The 23,098-nt window shown below is 38.8% G+C and carries 15 protein-coding genes and 1 pseudogene; 14 read left to right on the forward strand and 2 right to left on the reverse strand.

The annotated features are described in order from the left end of the window. The first annotated feature begins 55 nt into the window (after positions 1–55). Together pgk and fbaA are read left to right on the forward strand one after the other, a co-directional pair. A complete protein-coding gene (gene pgk, locus OO184_RS03170; protein WP_265377940.1) occupies positions 56–1,219 on the forward strand; it encodes a phosphoglycerate kinase in 1,164 nt (387 codons plus the stop codon). Positions 1,220–1,281: 62 nt separating this feature from the next. Beyond that, complete coding sequence (gene fbaA / locus OO184_RS03175) at positions 1,282–2,358, forward strand: class II fructose-bisphosphate aldolase (RefSeq protein WP_265377941.1); 1,077 nt, start codon at positions 1,282–1,284, stop codon at positions 2,356–2,358. A gap of 96 nt (positions 2,359–2,454) precedes the next feature. On the opposite strand, the gene OO184_RS03180 is transcribed toward fbaA, so the two are convergent. After that, on the reverse strand, positions 2,455–5,202 hold the full coding sequence (locus OO184_RS03180) for an RHS repeat protein (protein ID WP_283256196.1): 2,748 nt from the start codon (positions 5,200–5,202) through the stop codon (positions 2,455–2,457). A 919-nt stretch (positions 5,203–6,121) separates the two neighbouring features. On the opposite strand from OO184_RS03180, the gene OO184_RS03185 reads away from it, so the two are divergent. The 12 genes and pseudogenes from OO184_RS03185 (at position 6,122) to OO184_RS03240 (ending at position 18,408) form a co-directional block, all read left to right on the forward strand. Then, positions 6,122–8,038, forward strand: coding sequence for a Tle2 family T6SS lipase effector (locus tag OO184_RS03185; protein ID WP_265377942.1), 1,917 nt, complete (start codon positions 6,122–6,124; stop codon positions 8,036–8,038). Continuing rightward, on the forward strand, positions 8,035–8,781 hold the full coding sequence (locus OO184_RS03190) for a hypothetical protein (RefSeq protein ID WP_265377943.1): 747 nt from the start codon (positions 8,035–8,037) through the stop codon (positions 8,779–8,781). The genes OO184_RS03185 and OO184_RS03190 overlap by 4 nt, the downstream gene beginning before the upstream one ends. A gap of 162 nt (positions 8,782–8,943) precedes the next feature. Next, a pseudogene (locus tag OO184_RS03195) lies at positions 8,944–9,138 on the forward strand (hypothetical protein); the annotation flags it as partial. Between the two features lie 420 nt (positions 9,139–9,558). Then, on the forward strand, positions 9,559–9,774 hold the full coding sequence (locus OO184_RS03200) for a hypothetical protein (protein WP_265377954.1): 216 nt from the start codon (positions 9,559–9,561) through the stop codon (positions 9,772–9,774). Between the two features lie 1,138 nt (positions 9,775–10,912). Further along, entirely contained in the window at positions 10,913–11,353 is a 441-nt protein-coding gene (locus OO184_RS03205) for a type II toxin-antitoxin system PemK/MazF family toxin (protein WP_225816325.1), read from the forward strand. A gap of 1,258 nt (positions 11,354–12,611) precedes the next feature. After that, on the forward strand, positions 12,612–12,857 hold the full coding sequence (locus tag OO184_RS03210) for a hypothetical protein (protein ID WP_265377944.1): 246 nt from the start codon (positions 12,612–12,614) through the stop codon (positions 12,855–12,857). Continuing rightward, a complete protein-coding gene (locus OO184_RS03215) occupies positions 12,854–13,624 on the forward strand; it encodes a phytanoyl-CoA dioxygenase family protein (RefSeq protein WP_265377945.1) in 771 nt (256 codons plus the stop codon). The genes OO184_RS03210 and OO184_RS03215 overlap by 4 nt, the downstream gene beginning before the upstream one ends. A gap of 365 nt (positions 13,625–13,989) precedes the next feature. After that, positions 13,990–14,910, forward strand: coding sequence for a pyridoxal phosphate-dependent aminotransferase (locus OO184_RS03220; protein ID WP_265377952.1), 921 nt, complete (start codon positions 13,990–13,992; stop codon positions 14,908–14,910). Between the two features lie 7 nt (positions 14,911–14,917). Next, entirely contained in the window at positions 14,918–15,730 is an 813-nt protein-coding gene (locus OO184_RS03225; RefSeq protein WP_265377946.1) for a hypothetical protein, read from the forward strand. A gap of 463 nt (positions 15,731–16,193) precedes the next feature. Then, the gene (locus OO184_RS03230; protein ID WP_503692433.1) at positions 16,194–16,649 is read left to right on the forward strand and encodes a TauD/TfdA family dioxygenase; all 456 of its coding nucleotides are present in this window, start codon (positions 16,194–16,196) and stop codon (positions 16,647–16,649) included. A gap of 9 nt (positions 16,650–16,658) precedes the next feature. Further along, on the forward strand, positions 16,659–17,786 hold the full coding sequence (locus OO184_RS03235; RefSeq protein ID WP_265377947.1) for a hypothetical protein: 1,128 nt from the start codon (positions 16,659–16,661) through the stop codon (positions 17,784–17,786). Beyond that, on the forward strand, positions 17,779–18,408 hold the full coding sequence (locus OO184_RS03240; RefSeq protein ID WP_265377948.1) for an ATP-binding cassette domain-containing protein: 630 nt from the start codon (positions 17,779–17,781) through the stop codon (positions 18,406–18,408). Before OO184_RS03235 ends, OO184_RS03240 begins: the two co-directional genes overlap by 8 nt. Before the next feature lie 193 nt (positions 18,409–18,601). Here OO184_RS03240 and OO184_RS03245 read toward each other — a convergent pair whose 3' ends face one another. Then, complete coding sequence (locus tag OO184_RS03245; protein ID WP_265377949.1) at positions 18,602–23,059, reverse strand: SpvB/TcaC N-terminal domain-containing protein; 4,458 nt, start codon at positions 23,057–23,059, stop codon at positions 18,602–18,604. Positions 23,060–23,098 lie beyond the last annotated feature (39 nt).

Genomic DNA, 23,098 nt, shown 5'->3' on the forward strand with positions numbered 1-23,098 from the left:
GATCCGCACACGGCGCAAGATTAAATAATTTAGAGAATCAATGAGAGGATTCACCATGTCTGTAATTAAGATGACCGATTTAGATCTGGCGGGTAAGCGTGTTTTGATCCGCGCTGACCTGAACGTTCCGGTAAAAGATGGCAAAGTCACCTCTGATGCGCGTATCCGTGCTTCCTTGCCGACCATCGAAGCAGCATTAAAACAGGGCGCCAAAGTGATGATCACTTCTCACCTTGGCCGCCCTACTGAAGGCGAATACAATGAAGAATTCTCGCTGAAACCAGTAGTAGACTATCTAAAAGAGAAGTTATCCTCCCCCGTCCGGCTGGAAAAAGAGTATCTGGAAGGTGTGGATGTTGCGGAAGGTGAACTGGTTGTTCTGGAGAACGTTCGCTTTAATAAAGGTGAGAAGAAAGACGACGAAACCTTAGCTAAAAAATATGCTTCTTTGTGTGATATTTATATCATGGATGCATTCGGTACTGCTCATCGCGCTCAGGCTTCTACTCACGGCGTGGCTAAGTTTGCTCCTGTTGCTTGTGCTGGTCCTTTGCTGTCCGCGGAATTAGAGGCATTAGGTAAAGCGTTGGATAATCCAGCCCGTCCAATGGTGGCTATCGTCGGTGGTTCTAAAGTTTCAACCAAGCTGACCGTTCTGGATACGCTGTCTAAAATTGCCGACCAACTGATTGTCGGTGGTGGTATCGCGAATACGTTTGTTGCCGCGGAAGGCCACAATGTCGGTCGTTCTCTGTATGAAGATGACTTGACCCCAGAAGCGAAAAAGTTACTGATAAGCTGTGATATTCCGGTGCCGACCGATGTTCGTGTGGCGACAGAATTTTCTGAAACGGCCGAAGCAACGTTGAAATCTACCAGCGATATTAAAGATGATGAACAGATCCTCGATCTGGGGGATGAATCCGCTCAACGTCTGGCGGATATCCTGAAAAACGCCAAAACGATTCTGTGGAATGGCCCGGTTGGTGTATTTGAATTCCCTAATTTCCGTCAAGGAACTGAAATTGTCGCACGTGCCATTGCTGATAGTGATGCCTTCTCTATCGCTGGCGGCGGCGATACATTGGCAGCGATCGACCTGTTCGGTATTGCTGACAAAATTTCTTATATTTCTACGGGTGGTGGCGCTTTCCTCGAGTTCGTGGAAGGAAAAAAACTGCCTGCGGTTGTGATGTTGGAAGAACGTGCAAAACAGTAATTAAGTCATGACGGGTAACGGCCGGTTGGCTGGTTGCCCGTTCTCAACAGGACCCACGTAACATGTCTAAAATTTTTGATTTCGTAAAACCGGGTGTCATCACTGGTGATGATGTTCAAAAAGTGTTCGCTATAGCCAAAGAAAACAACTTTGCTTTACCGGCGGTCAACTGTGTAGGTACTGATTCAATCAATGCCGTGTTGGAAACCGCTGCCAAAGTTCGTTCTCCTGTGATCATTCAGTTCTCTAACGGCGGCGCTGCTTTTATTGCCGGTAAAGGTTTGAAAGTTGAAGGTCAACAAGCGGCTATTCTGGGTTCAATTTCTGGTGCTCACCATGTTCATCAGATGGCTGAACATTATGGTGTTCCTGTGATCCTGCATACTGACCACTGTGCGCGTAAATTGCTGCCGTGGATTGATGGCCTGTTAGATGCGGGTGAAAAACATTACGCAGCGACGGGTAAGCCCTTGTTCTCTTCTCACATGATCGATCTGTCAGAAGAATCTTTGGAAGAGAATATTGAGATTTGTAGCCATTATCTGGCGCGTATGGCAAAAATCGATATGACGCTGGAAATCGAGTTGGGCTGTACTGGCGGGGAAGAAGATGGCGTTGATAACAGCCATATGGATAGCTCAGCGCTGTACACTCAACCGGAAGATGTTGCTTATGCTTATGAGAAACTAAATGCTATCAGCCCACGTTTCACTATTGCGGCTTCTTTCGGTAATGTTCATGGTGTTTATAAGCCGGGTAACGTCAAACTGACGCCAAAAATTTTGCGTAACTCTCAAGACTATGTTTCTGAGAAATTCAATCTGCCACATAACAGCTTGGATTTTGTTTTCCACGGCGGCTCTGGTTCTACTGCGGAAGAGATCAAAGAAGCGGTCAGCTATGGCGTCGTTAAAATGAATATCGATACTGACACCCAATGGGCGACTTGGGAAGGTATTCTGAATTACTACAAAAAGAATGAAGGCTATCTGCAAGGCCAATTGGGTAATCCAGAAGGTTCAGATAAACCTAATAAGAAATTCTACGATCCACGGGTATGGCTGCGTGCCGGTCAGGTTTCTATGATTGCCCGTCTGGAACAGGCTTTCAAAGAATTGAACGCGGTTGATGTGTTGTAATTAACGAAAGAGTTCCCTCTGAATTTTCATTCAGAGGGAACGTTAGCCGCATTCAGTAAATGATATTACCTTCTATTTGAAATCCTATTACCAAATTTATGAAGCTCTCCGCATTCCTAAATTCTCAGCGATAGCCGCAGAGCGAATATTAATAGCATCTGTTGATATCCTATTAATCTTCTGCCCTTTCAATGATTTTTTAATTGCTTTCATTGTCAGGAATTTGCCAACGCCTTTGAAATTATATTCTCTATTTATTGCAATATCGGGTTCTGTTTCTTGCAGTCGCGCTCTTTCTTCATTACTAAGTTGCGTATAGGGATGAGCCAATGCATAGTTGACATGTAATTCTGATTGTTTATTTTTTAAATCATGATAGACCTTCACCTCCATTGCGGCATAAATTTTTCTCTCACCGGAATAATCATTTTTTTCGCTTTTATCCATTAAAGCAAAGAAATCTGTTTCTGCGTAAAAATCAGGGTGATTGCTTCTATATTTATGCCCTTCTGCATACTCTGATATCGTATCTTTTATGGTTTTTGCCATATAATCGGATATTTCAGATCCCAAAGAAAGATTGGTCTTTGATTTTTCTGAAAGGGATGGGTTTTCTTCAAGCCGGCTATATATTATTTGACTTTTTTCTATACCCTTTAACAATTCCTCATGACTTAGCAAATAACCCGACGGATCGGAATCCCCGACACGAACCACTTTCAATGATTTATTTTTTGTATAACTGCTTTCTTTCTCGTTCCATTTGACAACATGTGAATTTCTGGCTGCTAATTTAAATTTTAATTCATCAAGAAAATTCACCTCTTTGGTATATTTTCCTCTTTCTGGCGCTAATCCATTTTCATCCTGCAAACTTACTGGATTATTTCTCACCATTCGATATAGATTCAGGCCGTCAATTGTTCCTGCTGGATCTGTGCTTAACCATCTGCCTGACCACGGTTGATAATAGCGGTAACCATAATAATACAGCCCGGTGGCATCCCGTTCCTTGCCTGAATAGCGAATAGTTTTATAATTGGCTTCTATTTGGCTGTTTGCTGCCCACAGCGCTGTCCCGCCGAATGGATAATACTCTTCCTCACTAATAATCTGCCCTTGATTATCCAGTTCAAGCTGGCAGGAACCGATCAGATTATCGTAGCTGTAACGTAGCTGATTGTTGTCGATACCTTCTGGTTTACCATTCTCCCAGTGCAGCACTCGTACTTGCGCGCGACCTGCTTCACCTAGCGTAATAATGTGTAATTCTTCTGTTGTTGTGGCGCTATTCTGAGTTGTGCGTAGTTCCAGCCCCGGCAAATAGATTACCCGCTGTTGCTGCGTAGTATTCTGGGCTTGCTGTTCACTTACTTTCAGTTGTCTCATTCCGTTGCTGCCGTAGCGGTACCATTCATTTCCTGGACCGTTATTGACCTGTTTTAGCTCTCCTCGTGATGTCCAGACCAGCGTCTGACCGGGCAATAAACTGGTTTGATGACCCCCGGCATCAAATAACGTATCCACTTGATTGGGATCTGTTGTCAGCGTACTGAGAACGCCTCGGTTGCTGCGATTCGAGATGGTGATAGCGATAGTGTAGTTATTTTGAGTCGCCGGTGAGCTGTGCCGAATTTGTGTCAGATTACCGCTGCGATCATAGCTGTAGCTGCGAGTATAGTTAGTGTAGGTGTTGTTATCAGAGGGTAGAGCAGGGGAGGGAAGTTGGTTATTTTGCTGACTTATATTGGCCATTTCACGCCCGGAGGCACTGATAAGCTGATACAGGGAATCGTAGGTGTAGGTGTTTTCTGGGACCACTTTCTGATTGCGCCAAAAGCGGGTAGCTTCCGCATCATTGCGTATATTGATGACGTTGCCTACCGGATCATATTGATAGCGTAAGTCTTGTAACACTTTGGAGTCTGACGGACGGCGGGTGGTGATACCAATCAGCCGTTGGGTTTCCGGTTCATAGCTGTATTCGGTGATAACCCCGTTACCGTGCTCTTCGCGTAATTTTTGTCCGGCGGCGGAATAGGTCAGGGATTTGATAATCACTTGTTCGGCTTGACCTTTGAGAGTCAACCAACAGCCTTTTAACTGCCCGGTTACATCATAGGCCAACCGCTGAGTGTTGCCTTTGGCATCGGTTTGGATAAGTAAAGCCCCGGTGGCATCAGTGCTATTTTGAGTGGTATAGACATCACTGCTCAGTTTTTGCTGCCAGAGGCTTTGGTCTTCACCTGTCCAGTCGGCATTTTGGTTATCGACGAGCAGTTGTTGAGATTGTGATAGCACAATGCCCGCAAGGGAAAGGCTGTTGAGTTGAGTGAGTCCTGCGGTATCGTAATATCGGACACACTGACCAGCAAGGTTGTAATCTTTTTCTTGCGGTGTGTTGCCGGCCCAGATAAGACGTTCGGTGGTTTTCTCTTCGGCTTGCACTTGTTCAGTGATGGCAAGCAGACGACCGGGTAGGGTGTTATCTTCGTAGCGATGATTTTGGCGGACACCGATTGCATTGATGGTTAATATTGGGCGACCTTCAATATCATTGAGGGTAATAGACCGACCAGCATCAACACTTTCTTCACGTAGAACCTGACCCGCAAGATTAAAGACGCGAATGAAATTCGGGCCGCTCAGGTTTTTATTCTTACGCGGATCGGTAATTTTTACCTGAAATCCTTGCATATTGAATTCATAGAGAGTGATCAATTCATCACTATTTTCACCAGCTTGAATGCGCAGATATTCTAAAGTACGTACATTTAGCTTCCTGTTATCCAATACATTGATTGATGGTGTTTTTTTGTCAATATCAGAGTGATAGCTGCTCATATTTCAACTCCTTATATGGTATTAATGTTTAAAATAATTTAAGTTTTGGTAACAACCAAACGACCTTATATCACTAAATAGGCAAGGAAAGCGATTTGTCGTTGATGTTATAAATGCAAACGCGTTGGTAATTTTTGAGATTGTATTAATAGAAATTAAGGTATCAGATAGTGGGTATGATCAGCCAACTATGGGGAAAACAAATGGTTAGCCGATTTGATATGCCGATGGAACTTAAATAACGAATCACTTGTATCTCACCGTTAAAGATAAATTTATTAAATAACGGCAGTTACAATACCGATGACATTACGGTATGTCATTGATTGAATCATCAAGATGTTTCTACTCCTAACAGGAAATTAAGTGAAGGTCAGGTTGTTCTATATATTGTGGATTATTCTGCCTGAGAACTGGGTTATTTTTGTAATTTCATCCTTCATTAGATTAACAATAAATTAATTTCTATTGAGTTTGTAACACTTTCTTACAAATTTATATTTTTGTAAATTAAAGAAATAAAAATTTTTTCTTGCTATTTGGTGATGATTTAATAATCATGGCCTAAGTTTCATCGTATTGGACAGTATGAAGGAAATTTCAACTCCTGTTCCCTTATTCAAAGGGATTAATTGATAGGAATACATTTCTGTCTTCCTGTCGTTCAGCTCGCTATTACTCACGGCATAAGTGATGTTGCTTATCTTAGGTAATAGGATTTTTACTGTTTTATTCATTTTTAGATAAATCAATAAGTTGTGGTCATATTGAGGTGTTTGTGCTGATTTCATCAGTATGGATGCTTTTGTGATGATGAAGGTCATTGATGGCCAGACGGGAGAACTCCTGTGGGATTTTTATCCCATGATGTTCGGGCTGCGCCCTTATATATAACGTTAACAGTAAGGAAAGAATATCAATGAGCAAATTAAGCCCACTCGATTGTCTTGATTGTAAAGACATGCTGAAAAACTGGTTGGAATTTCAGTTGGTGGATGAACAGGGGAAACCCTTGGTCAATATGCCTTATCGTTTGAAAATCCGAGGAAATCCTCGGCTAGGACGTAAAGGCGTTACCGATGGCAATGGTTTATTAAGGGAAGAAGATATGCCTCCCCATCCGGTAACCCTGTATATCGGCGCCCAACCACTGGCCGACGAAATGGAACAACGTCCGTTGCGGGAAATACGCGGTGAAGAGGCTTCGGTGGTGAAGCCAAAAGCGGAAGCCGAAGGCTATCAATATCGCTATGTGACCATCGGGCAGATCAGTGATGGGTTGCCGGAGATTAAAGGGTGGGACCACAAAGACATTCCACCCCCTTATCATTTCCCGGACCCGGAACCACAAGGCTATGAGGTCTATCCGATGAATCGACGGTATGTTCTGGAAGTATGCCCGTTTCGGGCCTGGGTTCTGCTGTTGCATCATCAAAAAGAGTATTCCATTGTGAATGCTTATAACCAGAGCTTAATGAGCGTGCTGGCCTATGCCGATGAGGATGTCAACGTAGCAGGCTCGGTTAAACACTTTTTTAACCGGCAAATGGTGGATGTCTCGAAGCTGCCTTATCAGGTGGAAAAAGTGTCAGCGGCCCCTGTGGTTTATAATGTACCGTTTAGTGAACGTTATACTGAGGTGGAATTTATTGATTCACGAGCAGGGAATAATAAACAGGGTGATACCAAACTGTTTTATGCCGCCAGCGAAAAAGACATGATTGTCAGTTGGCGGGGCACGGTTACTCTAGAAAATTACCTGACTGATGCCACCTTCCAACCATTGGTTTTAAATTGCGATGATGATAAAGCGTTATGCAGCGAATTTATTCATCATGGCAAAGTGCATAGGGGGTTCTGGGAAGCTTTTAATCTGATTGGAAAATTAACTGTCCACGATGAGAAAGAAAAAACAGTATTCGGTGAGATCATTGGATTGGCTAAAAGACGGAGATTATTTGTCTGTGGTCACAGCTTGGGCGGTGCGTTGGCATTACTACACAGCGCACAACTGAAAGAACACAATCCTTGTCTCTACAGTTACGGGATGCCGCGAACATTAACTCGTAGTGCAGTAGAGGAATTGTCCTCCATTATCCACTATCGCCATGTTAATGAAGATGATGTAATTCCTTCCGTACCATTTGAGCAGGATATGGATAATGGGTTTTTCAAGTATTGGACGCCGGCAGGGTATGATTGGGAAATAGTGAAACTGGTGTCTCCATCACCGATTGTTAAAGCCATTAAACAAGCGACTATCAGTAAAGAAATCTATTTGCATCATGGTAAAGTTGTGCATTTTTTTAAAGCTAACAGTTGCCCGGAATGGCTTATTTCCGCCAGGAATTTCTCCCCTATAATGGGTGTTGCTGAGGAAATATTGGATAACACCACAAAGCTCTATTTAATTCCTGAATTAAACCAAGAAACAGAAAAAGATTTTTCTCTGGCTGGCGAGCAGCAAAATGCGTTGTTTAATCAGTTAAGTCAACAAGAAAAAGACAAACTGTTTGTTGAAAACAGAAGTACTGATTTAAAAGGGGGATTCGGATTTTCTAATCATAGCTCGTATAAATATGCCGGTTATATTGATAAACGACTCAGGGAGTTATGCGAACCGGATAAGATTACGGTCTATCAGGATAGTCAGCGTCAATTTAAGGCGAAAATGGATAATCATAAGATGCTTATCCCTGACAATATTTACTACCGAAATCTCTATTTTCTGGATATGGATAAGCAGTTAGTAAAATCACTAACCGTGAGCCAGCAGGAAGAACAAGGAACACTGGCCTTACAACATTACTGTGATAAGAAGGAACTGTCTGTATGAAAATATTGAAAACAACGCTGCTCTTATTGTTTCTCTATTTTATTTACTGGGCGTTTGGCGACACCTTTTTCAACTGGCTTTTCCCTTTTACATCTGACGGAAAGGAAAAGATGATCACTGTGGAGGGAGTGGCGCCAAAGTATACGGAACCGTATGTGTATGCGCAGTATATATCAAAAGATTGTCTTGAATATCAGTTTGATGCAGGAATGTCGCCTTATCAAGTGCCGACTTATTATGGATTGGAGTTGAATGTAAAAGCTGATCCACAAACCGGTTATTTTCAGGTGAAATTACCTTTTAATGGCGGGGGCTGGTGCAAATGGAGAATCAATCGGGCCTCTGTGTCAGTAAATTATACCGATGCCACCCATCTGGTGAAAGATGCGAAGCCATATGGGGGAACAGGTTTAACTGCATTTATCAATGATGCGACCCAGACATATCTTAACGAAACAGCAACATTAAATACTATAGATTACCGTCCGGTTATTTACCCTGTTTTAGAAATGATTGACGGGTTCCCCAAAAGAATATCCTTGCTAGGTGAAGGCGAAATGCGTCCATTCAGGTTGATGTTAACTCCGGGAGCGGAATGGAAGATTATCTATAAGCCTAAACTGAATGAAACCAAGATGCCGAAAGTGATTATTCCACCGGGTAAAGAACCTGCGAGGATTGAATACCCGGATGGGAGCATTGATTGGAATAATGATCGAATTGAATACTGGAAAATAAAGTAACATCATTAAGATCATACTGCCAGTTTACCGACGCGCTAACACCAGAAATAAGGGGTTCATGTGAATGATGGATTACATTTTCTCTGCCATGTTATCGATTTTCAGGAAAAAAAGTCTAGGATCTATAGCCATTGTAATACCATAATAAAAAGGAACTCCAATATGAAAATAACGTTGTCCTTATTATTTCTCTATTTTATTTACTGGGCATTTGGCGACACCTTTTTTGACTGGCTTTTTCCTTTTTCACCTGACGAGAAGAAACAATTGATTACGGTGGAAGGTGTCGTGCCGAAATACACAAAACCGTATGTATCTGCACAGTATATCTCAAAAGACTGTCTTAGATATCAGTTTGAGTGATTTGGCAATCGCCAAAAAGAAAATATTAGCCTAACCGGATTGAGTTTGTAACACTTTCTTACAAATTTATATTTTTGTAAATTAAAGAAATAAAAATTTTTTCTTGCTATTTGGTGATGATTTAATAATTATGACCTAAGTTCCATCATATTGGACAGTATGAAGGAAATTTCAACTCCTGTTCCCTTATTCAAAGGGATTAATTGATGGGAATACATTTTTGTCTTCCTGTCGTTCAGCTCGCTATTACTCACGGCATAAGTGATGTTGCTTATCTTAGGTAATAGGATTTTTACCATCTTGTTTCTTTGGTGACGAAATCAATGACCGCTATCCCTGACAGGATATTTATGCTGATGAAGGTGATTGATAGCCGGACGGAGAAATAACGTTATAAAGAAGGAAATAAAACTAATGGGTATATCAGATCCACGCTTGTGTTTTGATTGTAAGCGGTTTTTGAAAAACTGGGTGGAATTTCAGTTGGTGGATGAACAGGGAAAACCCTTGGTCAATATGCCTTATCGCCTGATCAGTCGCGGCACCCCGGATTATGTGAGCCAGGGGGTAACTAATATTGAATACTATAGATTACTGTCCGGTTATTTACCCTGTTTTAGAAACGGCTAACAAATTTCCTAAAAGAATATATTTGTTAGGTGAGAAAGTAATGCGTCCATTTAGGTTAATGTTAACTCCGGGAGCGGAATAGAAGATTATCTATACCCGTCATCTTTCAAGTTGCTTCTTTGTTGGCTGCACTCACTCACCCCGGTCACATAGTTATCTATGCTCCCGGGGATTCGCTCCTTTGCCGTCGCGATGCATCTTGAAATCCATAGGGTATATAAGCCTAAACTGGATGAAACCAAGATGCCGAAAGTGATTATTCCTCCGGGTAAAGAACCTGCAAGGATTGAATACCCGGATGGGAGCATTGATTGGAATAATGATCAAATAGAATACTGGAAAATAAAGTAACATCATTAAGGTCATATCGCCAGTATTTAAATAAAAATCAATGTATTGTTTTCAGTAACTATTTGTATTTGCATTCCAGGACAAAATTTCTTAAAGATTCACCAAGGACATTATTTAGATTTTGGTTTTAGAGGGGTAGTATGAATTTAATAATCGCTGATATCTTGGAATATAAAGGTAGAGTAAAAAATTTGAGTCTGGGAATAAAAATGTCATTATATTCCTTTTTCTTTTATTACTTCCGGCAAAGTTCAATGGTTTCATTGAAGTCTTAATTACTTTATCTTCTAATATTATTATTCCAGATAACCACATAAAGTCATTTTATTTTACTGCCATATCTTTAATAGTATATATGGTGTTTTATTTGATCAATATAAGGTTTTTTCCTACTGCAAAGGAAAATTCAATCATCATTTCTTTGGTAGGTAAAAAAACATTTTTTTGTTGTATCGTTTTTTTATTTATAGTGATTTTCCGATAATTATTTTCTTTGTTATGGTTTTTTTCTTAAAACGTTAATTGTTTACATTACTTTTCATCTATGTTTTTTTGATAGTTTCTTTTGCTGTAATTGGATTTTGCTTATTTGAGTTAACCTGAATTACAACCAATAAAAATATCTATCAACTATAATTTTCCATAAGTAGCCTATTATGATAGGCTATCTTTATCGAACACTGATAACTAACTATTGACCGTTAAATTGTTCGTTTACATTGTTAGATATCTGACCTAACACATATACTAGGGTAGGAACCATTATTTTAGAGGGCTGATTAATTAAATGGCTATTAGATATCGCCCGCGTATCGGTGAAATATTTGATTGTGACTTTGGTTTACCGGCACAACCAGACCATTTTAATGGTCGCATCCCGCCTGAGATGGTAAAAAAAAGAATGGTTGTAATCATGAATGCCCGTTTGTGTAGCAATGGTTATCTCGTTGTTCCCATTTCCTCAACTTTAAACAACGATGGTATTGCTCGCGGTTATCATGTCGAATTAGATCAATCTATTTTTCGAATAACTAATTTTTATGATCGTCGCAGGCGCTGGGCGTTAGTCCATCATATGCAGATAGTAAACACAAACAGACTCTTTAAATTAAGAGATAATGAACAAACATTTCAGCAATATTTGACGCGTGAAGATGTTGAAAAGATACAACGTGCAATAATCAAAATCATCGGCGCATCAAGCCTTATCAGTAAATCTGAAAGTTGACTTTTGGTATTCTATTAACTACAGTATGATTATTCCCCATGAGGGCTTTGTTAAAAATTTCTCCCGCAAAGGGCTTATAACCCCTCATATCTAATATGAGGGGTTTTTGATTTAGTAATCTACATTCGCCTTATGCGATTATGTACCGCTTGATAATTTTCCCATCAAAATAAATTCACCATCAACTGACAATTCGTGTAGTTTACTAGTGACATCAATGAGATAACAACTAAGTGGTAAAAGTAAAAGCTGGGAAGACTGAACAAAATCTTCTTCATCTGGAAAAAGACAGAAAAATATGTCGAATGCTTCAGCGACTTCTATAACTTGCTCGATTAATTCTGCTAGTTCCCGTCCTATGCTTAATAGTCATATAAACACTTCCTCAAAGTGCTGTTTATGTGATCAGAGGACACAACGCTTGTCCACGTTGTGTTCCTCGCCTGCTTTTTATTTATAAGGTGTTTTCCAACTCCTCATATGTAAAAAATTTAATAAAATTCCATGTCTGATCATCAATCATGATAATCTCATATTTTTTCAACTATTGTTTTTCTTTGTTTTTTTATTTCTTGCTCTCTTGTTATTAAATCTTTTTCTGTGATTATATTTTTATCTTATGTTTTTCATATTGTAATTTTGAAATTCTCACTTTGGCTTTAATTTGTTTATTTTTAAGTAGTTATGGTCATTATTTGGCCATAATAACTCTTAGATAAAAATTTGATATATGATAATATCAATCTAATATTTATAAAACAATCCTATAATTAGCAATTAAGGAGTTAAACATGGAAATTGAATTTATTGAAGAATCTGAGCCATCAGTTGAAGTGCGAGTATACCAGAAAGAGAATATAATTTACAAATTGCTATTAACTCTATCTATCCACAATTGGATGAATTAAATGTATATTTAAATGGATACGAAAAGATACCTCAATTTCTGAATAGAGATAAAATTAAAGTTTATATGAGTCATCATTTTGGGGATTTTGGTGATGCATCAAAGTTCTTCCCATTAAAAAATAAATCTGGGTATTTATTTACGCTTGATGATGATCTAATTTATCCACCAAACTATGTTGAAAAACTTGTATTCAAAATATAAAAGTATAAACGGCAGCAATTTATATGTGTTCATGGAAATATTATTGATATAGATTCATTATCATCATATTATAAATATAAAAAAGGAATTCATTTTAGTCGGCCGCTTGATAATGATATTACTGTAAATATTCCGGGCACTGGTACATTGGCTTATCATTCATCGTTGTATTCATTTTTGATGGAATCTTTTCAATTAAAAAATATGTCAGATATTTGGGTTGCCGTTATTGCTAAAAAAAGAAATATAGCGATTATTTCTATTGATAGACCTGATTGTTGGATTAGAACATCTATATCAAAAACTGATCCTAATTCTATTTACAATAATAGAGAATATTTGGATAAAAAAATATGTGAAGTGATAGAAAGAGAGGAATTATACAAGATATGATCAGTGAATATAAAAAAGAATTAAATGCTCAAGGGTATGTTTTAGTACGGGGTTTTTTATGTCATAAGGAGAAAAAATTACTTAGTTCAGCAGTGCAATTTCTTGATGACCGAGAAGATGTTCCCGGGGAAATAATGAAATACTATGAGTCCAGTGTGATTGATAATAATAAAATACTTGATAGAATAGAGAATTTTATTGATACAAAAGAAGCTTTTTTTATAAATAAAATTGAAAAAAAATCTTCTGAATTATTATCTTTAGTTATGGGTGAAGATTATTTTTTATTTAAAGATAAGATTAATTTTAAATTAAGCGGTGGTGGTGGGTTTTCTCCCCATCAAGATTATCCTGCATTCACTAAATTCATTAATAAGGAAATGTTTAATTTAATGATTCCAATTGATGATACGACTATAGATAATGGTTGTTTGTGTATTTCAAACAAGCCATTTGAAAAAAAATTAATTCCTCATAGCAAAGGTAAGGCATTGAAAAATACATATGAGAAATATGATTGGATTCCTATTCAGGCTAATGCTGGAGATCTTTTGATCTTTAGTTCATTTTTATTGCATATGTCAAAAGAAAATCTATCTGGTAATAGGAGAAGGTGTATTTTTTTTACATACAATTGTTGTTCTGAAGGTGATCTTAGAAGTAAATATTTTGACTTTAAAAGAAAGTCTTTTCCTCCATTAGTAGAACGTGATGAGAACCATGATTATTCACAATGGGTAAATAACTTAGCGAGAAAGATTTTATAATATATTTTTTAGCATGGGAATATTGTTTCCTTCCTGAGTATAGGGCGAAGTGTTTATTAAATTACTGATATGGTAAATACGATGTGTATAAAAAGACGTTATTTTTATAGGGATGGGTTGTATAATGAAATTCCTAATTTTAGTATTACTCCAATCAATAATAATTTAAGTTTGATGGAGTTTCCTTATCAGATAAAATTGGACTCAAAAGTTTACTCTGATAATTTAAAAGAAATAAATATATACCCTATGGATTTCAAGATGCATCGCGACGGCAAGGGAGTGAATCCCCGGGAGCATAGATAACTATGTGACTGGGGTGAGCGAGTGCAGCCAACAAAGAGGCAACTTGAAAGATAACGGGTATAAATCGTTATCCTGGCTTTGATGCTAATATAATTAAAGAAAAATTATGTGAAATTAATGGTGTCAATTATGATAAAAATATTTTGCTTGGTAATGGTCTTTTGGAATTGATTCAAACCATTTTGTTATCTTTTTCTACAAAAAAGACTAATCTATTAATCCCAAATCCTTCATTCTTTATGTTTACAAGATTGGCGAATATATGTCGAGTTGACATACATAAAATTCCTCTAAATGATGATTTCAGCCTTAATGTGCAAGCATTTATCCATGCGTCCCAAAAATATGAAAACTCACTAATTATTATTGATAATCCAAACAATCCGACCGGTGTGTTATTTGGGGTAGATGAAATAAAATGTATTGTTGAAAATTGTAAGTGTCCTGTTGTTATTGACGAGGCATATGTGGCTTATTCATCACAAGGTTCAAATATATTAAATCTTATTTCTGAATATGATAACCTCATTGTTCTCCGTAGTTTTTCCAAAATTGGCTTTGCTGGGCTGCGTTTTGGATATCTGTTTTCTAATCCAGATCTTATCTCATATATTAATAAGTTTTCTTTGATGTATTCATTAAGTGATATAAAAATGAAATTAGTTCTGGATATTATAAATGAAGAGAAAATTGACACGAAAAATATATCAAATATAAAAAAATATAGAGATGTTATGATAAATAAAATGTCGAAATTAAATGATATTTTTGTAAGTAAAAGTCAAGCTAACTTTATTTTCTTTTCAGGAGAGGCTGATAGTATTAAATTGTTTAATCATAAAATGGTTAAAAATGGAATAAAAGTCAGTGTCTTTCCATTGGGTTACTCAAAGATTACAGATGATAGTATAAGATTTTCCATTGGAAATAAATCTATAAATGGTATTGTTTTAAATATTATATTAGATAACTTTAATTGAGGTTTATATGTACTATATAATTGGGTACGAAAATGTACTTGAGTTTATTAATAAAACTATTGGTTTACGTGGTACATCTTTTAATTATTACAATGAATTTTTCATAAAATACTCTGTTTTTGATAGAATACCTGATTCTGACATTCCTCTTATAACTTCATATGAAGGCGCTTTACCATATTGTTACGACCATCTGCTTACATTAAAAGATAAATATACGAATAATTCGGCAAAGATTAATTCAATGATTGTAAATAATGTCTTCTATGAATGGTTCTATACATTGTCAAAATATGATAAAATCTATGAATTAATAAATAGAATTATTAAAATTGTTATTATAAATAAGTTATCTTCATATACAAATGGCACGACACAAGAAACAATTGGTCTCGCTTCTATGGATTTTAAAGATGAATTTGATTGCCAGGATTTTATTGAATTGGTTTTTCATCAATTGACTCATATGGTTTTGTTTATTGATGATATCGCTAATATACATATGAATGAAGATACTAAGGGAATTCATGTAGAGGTTGACGGGGTTAAGTCTGTTTTTGGTAATAACATGTTTCCCATATACTTACTTTTCCATAGTTATATAGTCGGTGTGGAGATTCTTTCATTTAGAGCTCAATTGTTTGGATTAAACTCATCTGCAAAATATCATGGTTCTACAGATAGAATTGTGAGATTATGTAAAAAAATGTCATCTGTTATTGAAGAAAATATAAATATGTTTTCAGGGCGTTCAAGAGAGATTTTTAAAGAATCTTTACATTTATTGAATGTATTTGAGCACTATGAGGAAATAAAATGATATATACCTTATGGATTTCAAGATGCATCGCGACGGCAAAGGAGCGAATCCCCGGGAGCATAGATAACTATGTGACCGGGGTGAGTGAGTGCAGCCAACAAAGAAGCAACTTGAAAGATGACGGGTATACAATGACTATCCTTTATTTAGTAACATTAAGAGAATTATTAATTCTGACGATTATAATTTTAGTGAATTACGCGATAATAAAAAAATCAAATATATCCACAAGGATAATGTCGATCTTGGGTTAAGTAAGGAAATTTATGGCAAAGTATTTTCAGGTAGAGAGATATATGTAATTGAATTTCATAATGATCAAAATATTTCTGATATATCATTATGGCTTGAAAGCATATTTGGGACACTTCTCACTTATAAGAATAGAGGCTTTAAAGAATATGAAACTATAAAACCTGTTGATAATCCTAAATGGTTTTTCGAATCAAATCTATCTCAACCGGTGCATACAGATGAAGGACATGAAGAAAAGCAGCCAAATATAGTTGCACTGTATTGTCAAAATCCTTCTTATGAAGGTGGTGATAGTATATTAGTTGATTCAGATGCTGTTTATAACTTTGTTTTTGAAAAATATGGGAAAAAATCTGATATACTATTCCATGATGAATGTCTTGCCCATTTTTCCAATAATAAATTCTTTCAAAAAAGGGTATTTTCAAAAATATCAAATAATATTGGAATATCATTTTCACCATTACTCAATAAATTTAAATGTACCGAAGATGTTTACTCGATGCTTATGGATATTAGTGCTTTTATACACCAAAAGGAAAATCAATATCGATTGCGTTTAAATAAAAATCAATGTATTGTTTTCAGTAACTATTTGTATTTGCATTCCAGGACGAAATTTCCTAAAGATTCACCAAGGACATTATTTAGATTTTGGTTTTAGAGGGGCAGTATGAATTTAATAATCGCTGATGCCTTGGAATATAAAGGCAGGATAAAAAAATTTGCGTCAGGGAATAAAAATGTCATTATATTCCTTTTTCTTTTATTACTCCCGGCAAAATTTAGTGGTGTCTTTGAGGTTTTAATGACTTTATCTTCTAATATTGTTATTCCGGAGAGCTACATAAAATCATTTTATTTTACTGCCATATCTTTAATGGTATATATGGTATTTTATTTGATTAACATAAGGTTTTTTCCTTCTGCAAAGGAGAATTCAATCATCGTTTCTTTGGTAGGTAAAAAAACGTTGTTTTTTTGTCGTATTGTTTTTTTTATTTATAGTGCTTTTCCGATGGTTATTTTCTTTTTTATAGGTTTTTTTTCTGCAAATGTTAATTATTTACATTACCTTTCATCTATGTTTTTTTTGATAGTTTCTTTTGCTGTAATTGGATTTTGTTTATTTGAGTTAAGTTTTTTGCATTTTTTTATTGTTGCTGTGTTCTTTCTTCTGGCGGCATCATTCAGGAATGGAATATTATATGATTTGATTTTTACATTAGTTATTCCATTAGCGGCATTGATATTATATTTGAATTTCACACCATGTTATATAATTAATAGAGATAAAAGATTATTTTCATCAGGTTTTTTTTCATTGCCTTATATAATGAATCTCCGTTCTTATTTTAATAAAAATAAAATGCCTGTGTTTATTATGGTATTGTCTGTTTTGCTTTTATATCTATTATGTGAAAGTGCTTTTTCTCAAATACCAAACAAGGTTGATTATATATTATTAATATATGCCAGTGTTGTTTTATATATATGTATGTTATTATTCTATAATCTTTCATATATTGAAATAAATTATCTTTCATATTTGTCAAATTTTTTATCTGTGCGTAAAATATTCTTTTTTAACTATTGTATTTGTTTGTTTTTTTATTTGCTTTGTTTTTTTATTTTTTGCTCTCTTGTTATTAAATCTTTTTCTGTGATTATATTTTTATCTTATGTTTTTATTTCTATTATTGTTTCTTTTATCTCTCTGTTGAGGACGCAATACACGAAAATTATTATTATTAGTGTTATTTTCTTTTTTACGTTATTTTTAGGGGTTATTTATGCTTGAAGTTATTGGGTTAGAAGCTGTTATTAATGGTAAGACTATTTTTTCAGGAGCCAATTGTGATTTTCGGGTTGGATTAAACCGTATTGCGGGAGTTAATGGGGCGGGTAAAACGACTTTTCTTTCAAGTATTGCTGGTGTAAATAAGGTTAAAAAAGGAGTGGTTAATTTTATAAAAAAGGGAGAGAAACACCTATTTAATTTGCAACGGAATGGATTTTATATATCTGATAATGTTAACTTTTATAATTTCATCACGGGAATGGATGTGATTAATTTAAGTCAGCGTTATAGGAAAAGTAATCTAAGGCATCAATTAGATTACTATTTAAATGGTTTTGGTATATCTAATTATTCTGGTATTGAATATGGAAAAATGTCACTTGGGATAAAAAAGAAATTTTTATTAACATCAGCTTTTATTACCGATGCGGATGTTTATATTTTTGATGAGCCAACAAATGGTCTTGATTCAGATTCTATAACATTTTTAATTGAGTTGCTGATTTCTCTTGCAGAAGAGAAAGTTGTTATTTTTAGTTCTCATGATGACAGGTTTTTACAGGAATTGAACTTTATTACCTATGAAATAAAAGGTAATAAAATATCCTGTTCCTCTATTTAGAACTCACAATACAGTTTCCTATTCGTTATATACCCTATGGATTTCAAGATGCATCGCGACGGCAAGGGAGCGAATCCCCGGGAGCATAGATGACTATGTGACCGGGGTGAGTGAGCGCAGCCAACAAAGAGGCAACTTGAAAGATAACGGGTATATTTGCTCGTTAACATTAAACGAGCGAATATCGATTCAATTACATGATCGCATCAGCGGCCAAATCATTTTCATCCTCACTGACGGTAAACCAAGGAAAATATTGGCTCTGTCGCAGCCAGCCTTTTGCGGTGATAACTAGGATTTCCCGCCCAATCGGATCATAGATATGAGTATCCGCATAAGCCTCTTTTCTGGCGCTGTCATCACTCACATATCGCCAGTCATTGAGGAAATAGGGCTGGTAAGTTCGTATCGTTTGTCCTTTATTATCATATTCAGTGCGTCCCGTAACCGCCCAGCGTGTTTTGGTATCTTCCATTTTTGTCGCCAGAGAACCGTTTTGGTTACGTTGCCAGGCTTTGCCTGCCTCATGCCGTACAGATGCTTGCAGTAAACGACCAAAACCATCACTGAATGCGACTTGTTGACGAATTTGCTGTTCAGAATCGCGGTCATAACGGTCCGTAGTCAGCATGAGGTTATGGGGAGGTAAACCAATGCTGTTGGTTAACATCTTAACCAGTGGTGTGCCGGTTTTTTGACTTTGTAGCCAACGGCGGCGAGCCAGCGCACAAATACGCCAATCTTCCGTGATAATCCGTAAATCACGCAGCGTCTGCTGCTCTTCCGGCGTTAAGGTATTGAAGGTTTCCTGACTGAATAGCGGCATCCAACTGTCCGGTGCATAGACCAGACACTGCGCGACAGGGAGTGGTCCGGTCAGATCAATGGCAGTATTGATATCGGCTGGTGGAGAGAATGGTTTTTCTTCTGGTGAAGAGTAACCTGTTGCTACACCATTTTCGATCCCCCAAAAACGTTGCGTAACAGGGCGTCCTAGCGCATCCAAGGTTATGAGATGCACATTATCATTGATATCAGTCAGTTGCACAGGTGTGAGAAAACGCCAGTCGTAATTGGCTGAGACAGTCAAACCAGCCGCGTCTTGGGTTTGAGTGATAATACAGTAGTGGGTATCCCATTTCAGAGTCGTTTTCCCGGTTAACCGGGTGTTACGTTGTGCGACAGGACGCCAAAATTGCTCTTCCGTACCGTAATCGGTATAGCCTTTACGTGCTACCCAGACTTTGTTTTCTCCGCTGCGTGGGAACAGATAAGGTTCTTGTTGGTATCCTGCTTGTGTCAGAATGCCGGGTAATTCATCTGGCGTAATACCGCCATTAAATGCAGATAATAGAGATTCCGTTAATACCGCCGTTTCGGTAAATGCGATTAAAGCTTGTCGTGTTGGTGTTTTCAGTGGTGCTAAGTTTTTTCCATCGGTTTTCCCATCGGTTTTCCCATCAGTATAGAACGTTCGTTGCTGATTGAGGTATTCGTATGGCTTATCATCGGCAATCAGGCTATTTTCAGCACATAAAGCTTCCAGATTTAAACCATCAACAGGCACATGTTGAGCATCGTAAGTAAAGGCATCGTTGCGTGTACCATCCGGTAGCCCTAACACTCTGAGTTCATTAGCAATTAGATGATGCCAACTGGATTGCTGATAGGTTAACCGCAATAGTTGTTGTTGGTCGTCATAACTGCTGGCAAACAGAGTATCCGGTAGTGTATCGGGATACGGATTGGTTGTTGGTTTATTGCGGCGGGGATATTGCACCGAAACCTGTTTCAGTGATTGCCCGAATAGGTCGCTGGACAGCGTGATATCCTGATTGCACTGAGGATCACTGATAATACGTTCATAGTGATAGCTACGGCTTTCCACGATTGAAGTCCATAGCACCGGGGAAGTTGTTGTGCCATCTTGTAATCGGCGCACTTGTGGGCGGGATTCCGTGACTGTATAGGGGATGGTTTGCTGTGCGCTGCCATCCAGCCCGTAAAGTTCACTACGCAGTGGTTGACCTTTTAGCGCCCGGTTTAACCAGTACAGATTGTGGTCATTTTCCGCGGTCAGTGGAACATCTTTGCCTTCTTGCCAGAGGGTAAAGCGTGGCGTAAAACCGGTGAAGGCTTGTTTATCACCACGCCAATACCCAGCGGATAGCATGTTATCTACCGCAGGCACTCCGGTGGCATACCAGTTTTTGGTGAGTGCCGGTGGTGTACGTTCCGGCGCATTACCTTGAGCCAGTTGGTGGCTGTCTGTCTGCTCAACATAGCCAAAGCCACGAAACTCCCGTTCACGTCCATCCCAAGCGCCGTGAGCATAACGTAAAGTAGTCACTAATTTATTGCCGCTGATTTCATCCTCGGTTTCTGTTTGCCACAGGGTATGGACCGGGAAGGGCAGGTAACAAACCGGTGTTTGTCCGGTCGCTAAGGCTGCGGCTTTTTCATCCAGCCAGAACTGGACGGAGCTACGGTAATGCAGGGTGTGATGGGCCCCCATGTTGTTGTTCATTTCACTGAGTAGCCACGGTTTCGCGTTGGTCAGATCGCAGCGCCAATGATGTGGCGCCATATGCGGTACGCTCAGGATCAAGCTGACAACCCCTAATCCCTGTACATCAGCCACTTGTAGCTGGCAAGTATCATCAAAACGCAGGCCGTCAGGAAAACGAAGTGTGAATGGTTTTGCAAAACCGTTACCACTTTCATTGCTGAAAATATCCAAATGGTCAGCATGAACATAAATCAAATCGGCCGGACCACTGCCGTCCAGATCGGCGAGGTGAACTCGATCAGGATTAAAATTGGCGGCGGATTGGCTAAATCCCGGCAATATGATTGGCTGACCAAAACGGCCGTGTCCCAGATTCGGCCAGCAAGTGACTTTAGTTGCACTAACTTCAACCAAATGTGCTTGGCCTGAACCCAGTACGTCGCTAAATGCCACTAACTTACGCGCATCGGCGCCCGGTAACGGCAGGGTGATATCACCGGATTGCACCACATCCCGCCCTTCGGTAAAACCATCACGGTTATTGGCATACAAACGCACACTTTTGGGACCAATCAGCACTAAATCGGACAATCCGGCTCCCATTAAATCCGCAAGTTGGGCGCGGGGATGAGAATATTCTATAGGTAAGGCGTGCAATGGCGTAAAACGTGTCCAACTGCCATCTGGATGTTGGCTGTGATAACCCCTTAGCCCCGGGCCGGTGATAACCCAATCCAATTGCCCGTCACCATTAATATCCATCAGTGAGGCGTTATCCTGAATAGCGGGCGTGATAGGAAGGAGTTGCATTTTGCCCCAGGTGACCGCATTCATCTCTTCCCTTGTCTGACGTTGAGCAGATCGATACCACCAGCCATTTTTATCCTGATACAGAATACCGGGTATGCCTTCGCCTTGCAGATCAAGCAGTTGCCAGCGTTGAATGGTGTTGAAATTTGCCAGTACATCCATTGGTTGCCAGAGTGCTTTTTGTTCTGGTTCAAAGGGCTGATAAGCCAGTTCCAATGGCGGCAAGGTGACCGCCGTTGCGCCATCTTGCTCATGTCCTACTCGGCGGACAGAAACGAGCGTACTGACCACCGCGTTTTCGTCATAATCCAGTATCAGACGTGAAACTAATGCGGGTTCATCGTTGCCTTTTGCCTGACCAGACAGGGTTTGCAGACGGTGAAACATCAGTATTTGGCGACATAGGCGACGGGTACGCAATTCAAAACCGTATTCATAACGGGAAAAACGGTCTTGGCGGCAAAGCCAGTTATTCGTGGCTTTAAACGTTGGCATTTCAGATAAGCTGTTTTTGCGCTCACCATAATCAAATACTAAACAGAACAACCAGCCAGATTTGAGTGGGTCATCTCCATTGAGAGTAGGAAAAACTTCGCTGGCGGTTAGATTACCGTAATGGACTGCTTGCAGGTAGCGCTGGACGGTCGCGTTCGGGTGAGCTGTGAGCTCGTCAGGTTCGCAACCGGTTTCATCTTCGGCTCGATACTGATAATAAATCTGCTCACCGTGGGATGATATAGAGGCTTCCAATAGCCATTGCGCTGTTTGGCTAATATTTAGTGAATTGCTGATACGAGCCTGAGGATTTTTGCCCAGTAAATGGGCCTGTCCGTCGGGGCTGTATATCAGCCAGAAATCGGTTGTGCCTGTTGTTTGGGGTTGCCAGTATTCCAACCGGCTAAAGTGGCTTTCCAAACGGGAGCGATAACCGGTAACGGTGAAGGTTGTCCCCAAATTGATGCCCTGCAATGAGGATTCACTGCGGATATCAGCTTGACCTCCCTCATTTAATGCTACGACCAACACTTCACCTTCCGGCCCCAGAAAAGTATCGGTTTCATCATAATTCGGCACGCCGGTACTGGTGCGACGACGAATTGTCATGACGTTGCAGTCCCAACCGAGACCGAGCGGGCTGTTACCGGTTCCACTGTTGTAATTCAGTGTGAGCGAGGGTGCATAACCCCGTCCGGCAGAAATGGGTAATGGCAGGGATAGGGCAGCCATACCATCCGGCCCGGCTGGTGTTAATGCCTCACCCATACCGGCAATAGCGCCGCCGCCCTTGGGTAATGACAACTCGGTCACACTGAATGTCTGTGAATTCTGCATAGAAACTCCTTACCAGGCCCCGATTAGGAGCCTGTTTTA

The organism is Photorhabdus aballayi, assembly GCF_026153155.1.
In the GTDB taxonomy this organism is placed as follows: domain Bacteria; phylum Pseudomonadota; class Gammaproteobacteria; order Enterobacterales; family Enterobacteriaceae; genus Photorhabdus; species Photorhabdus luminescens.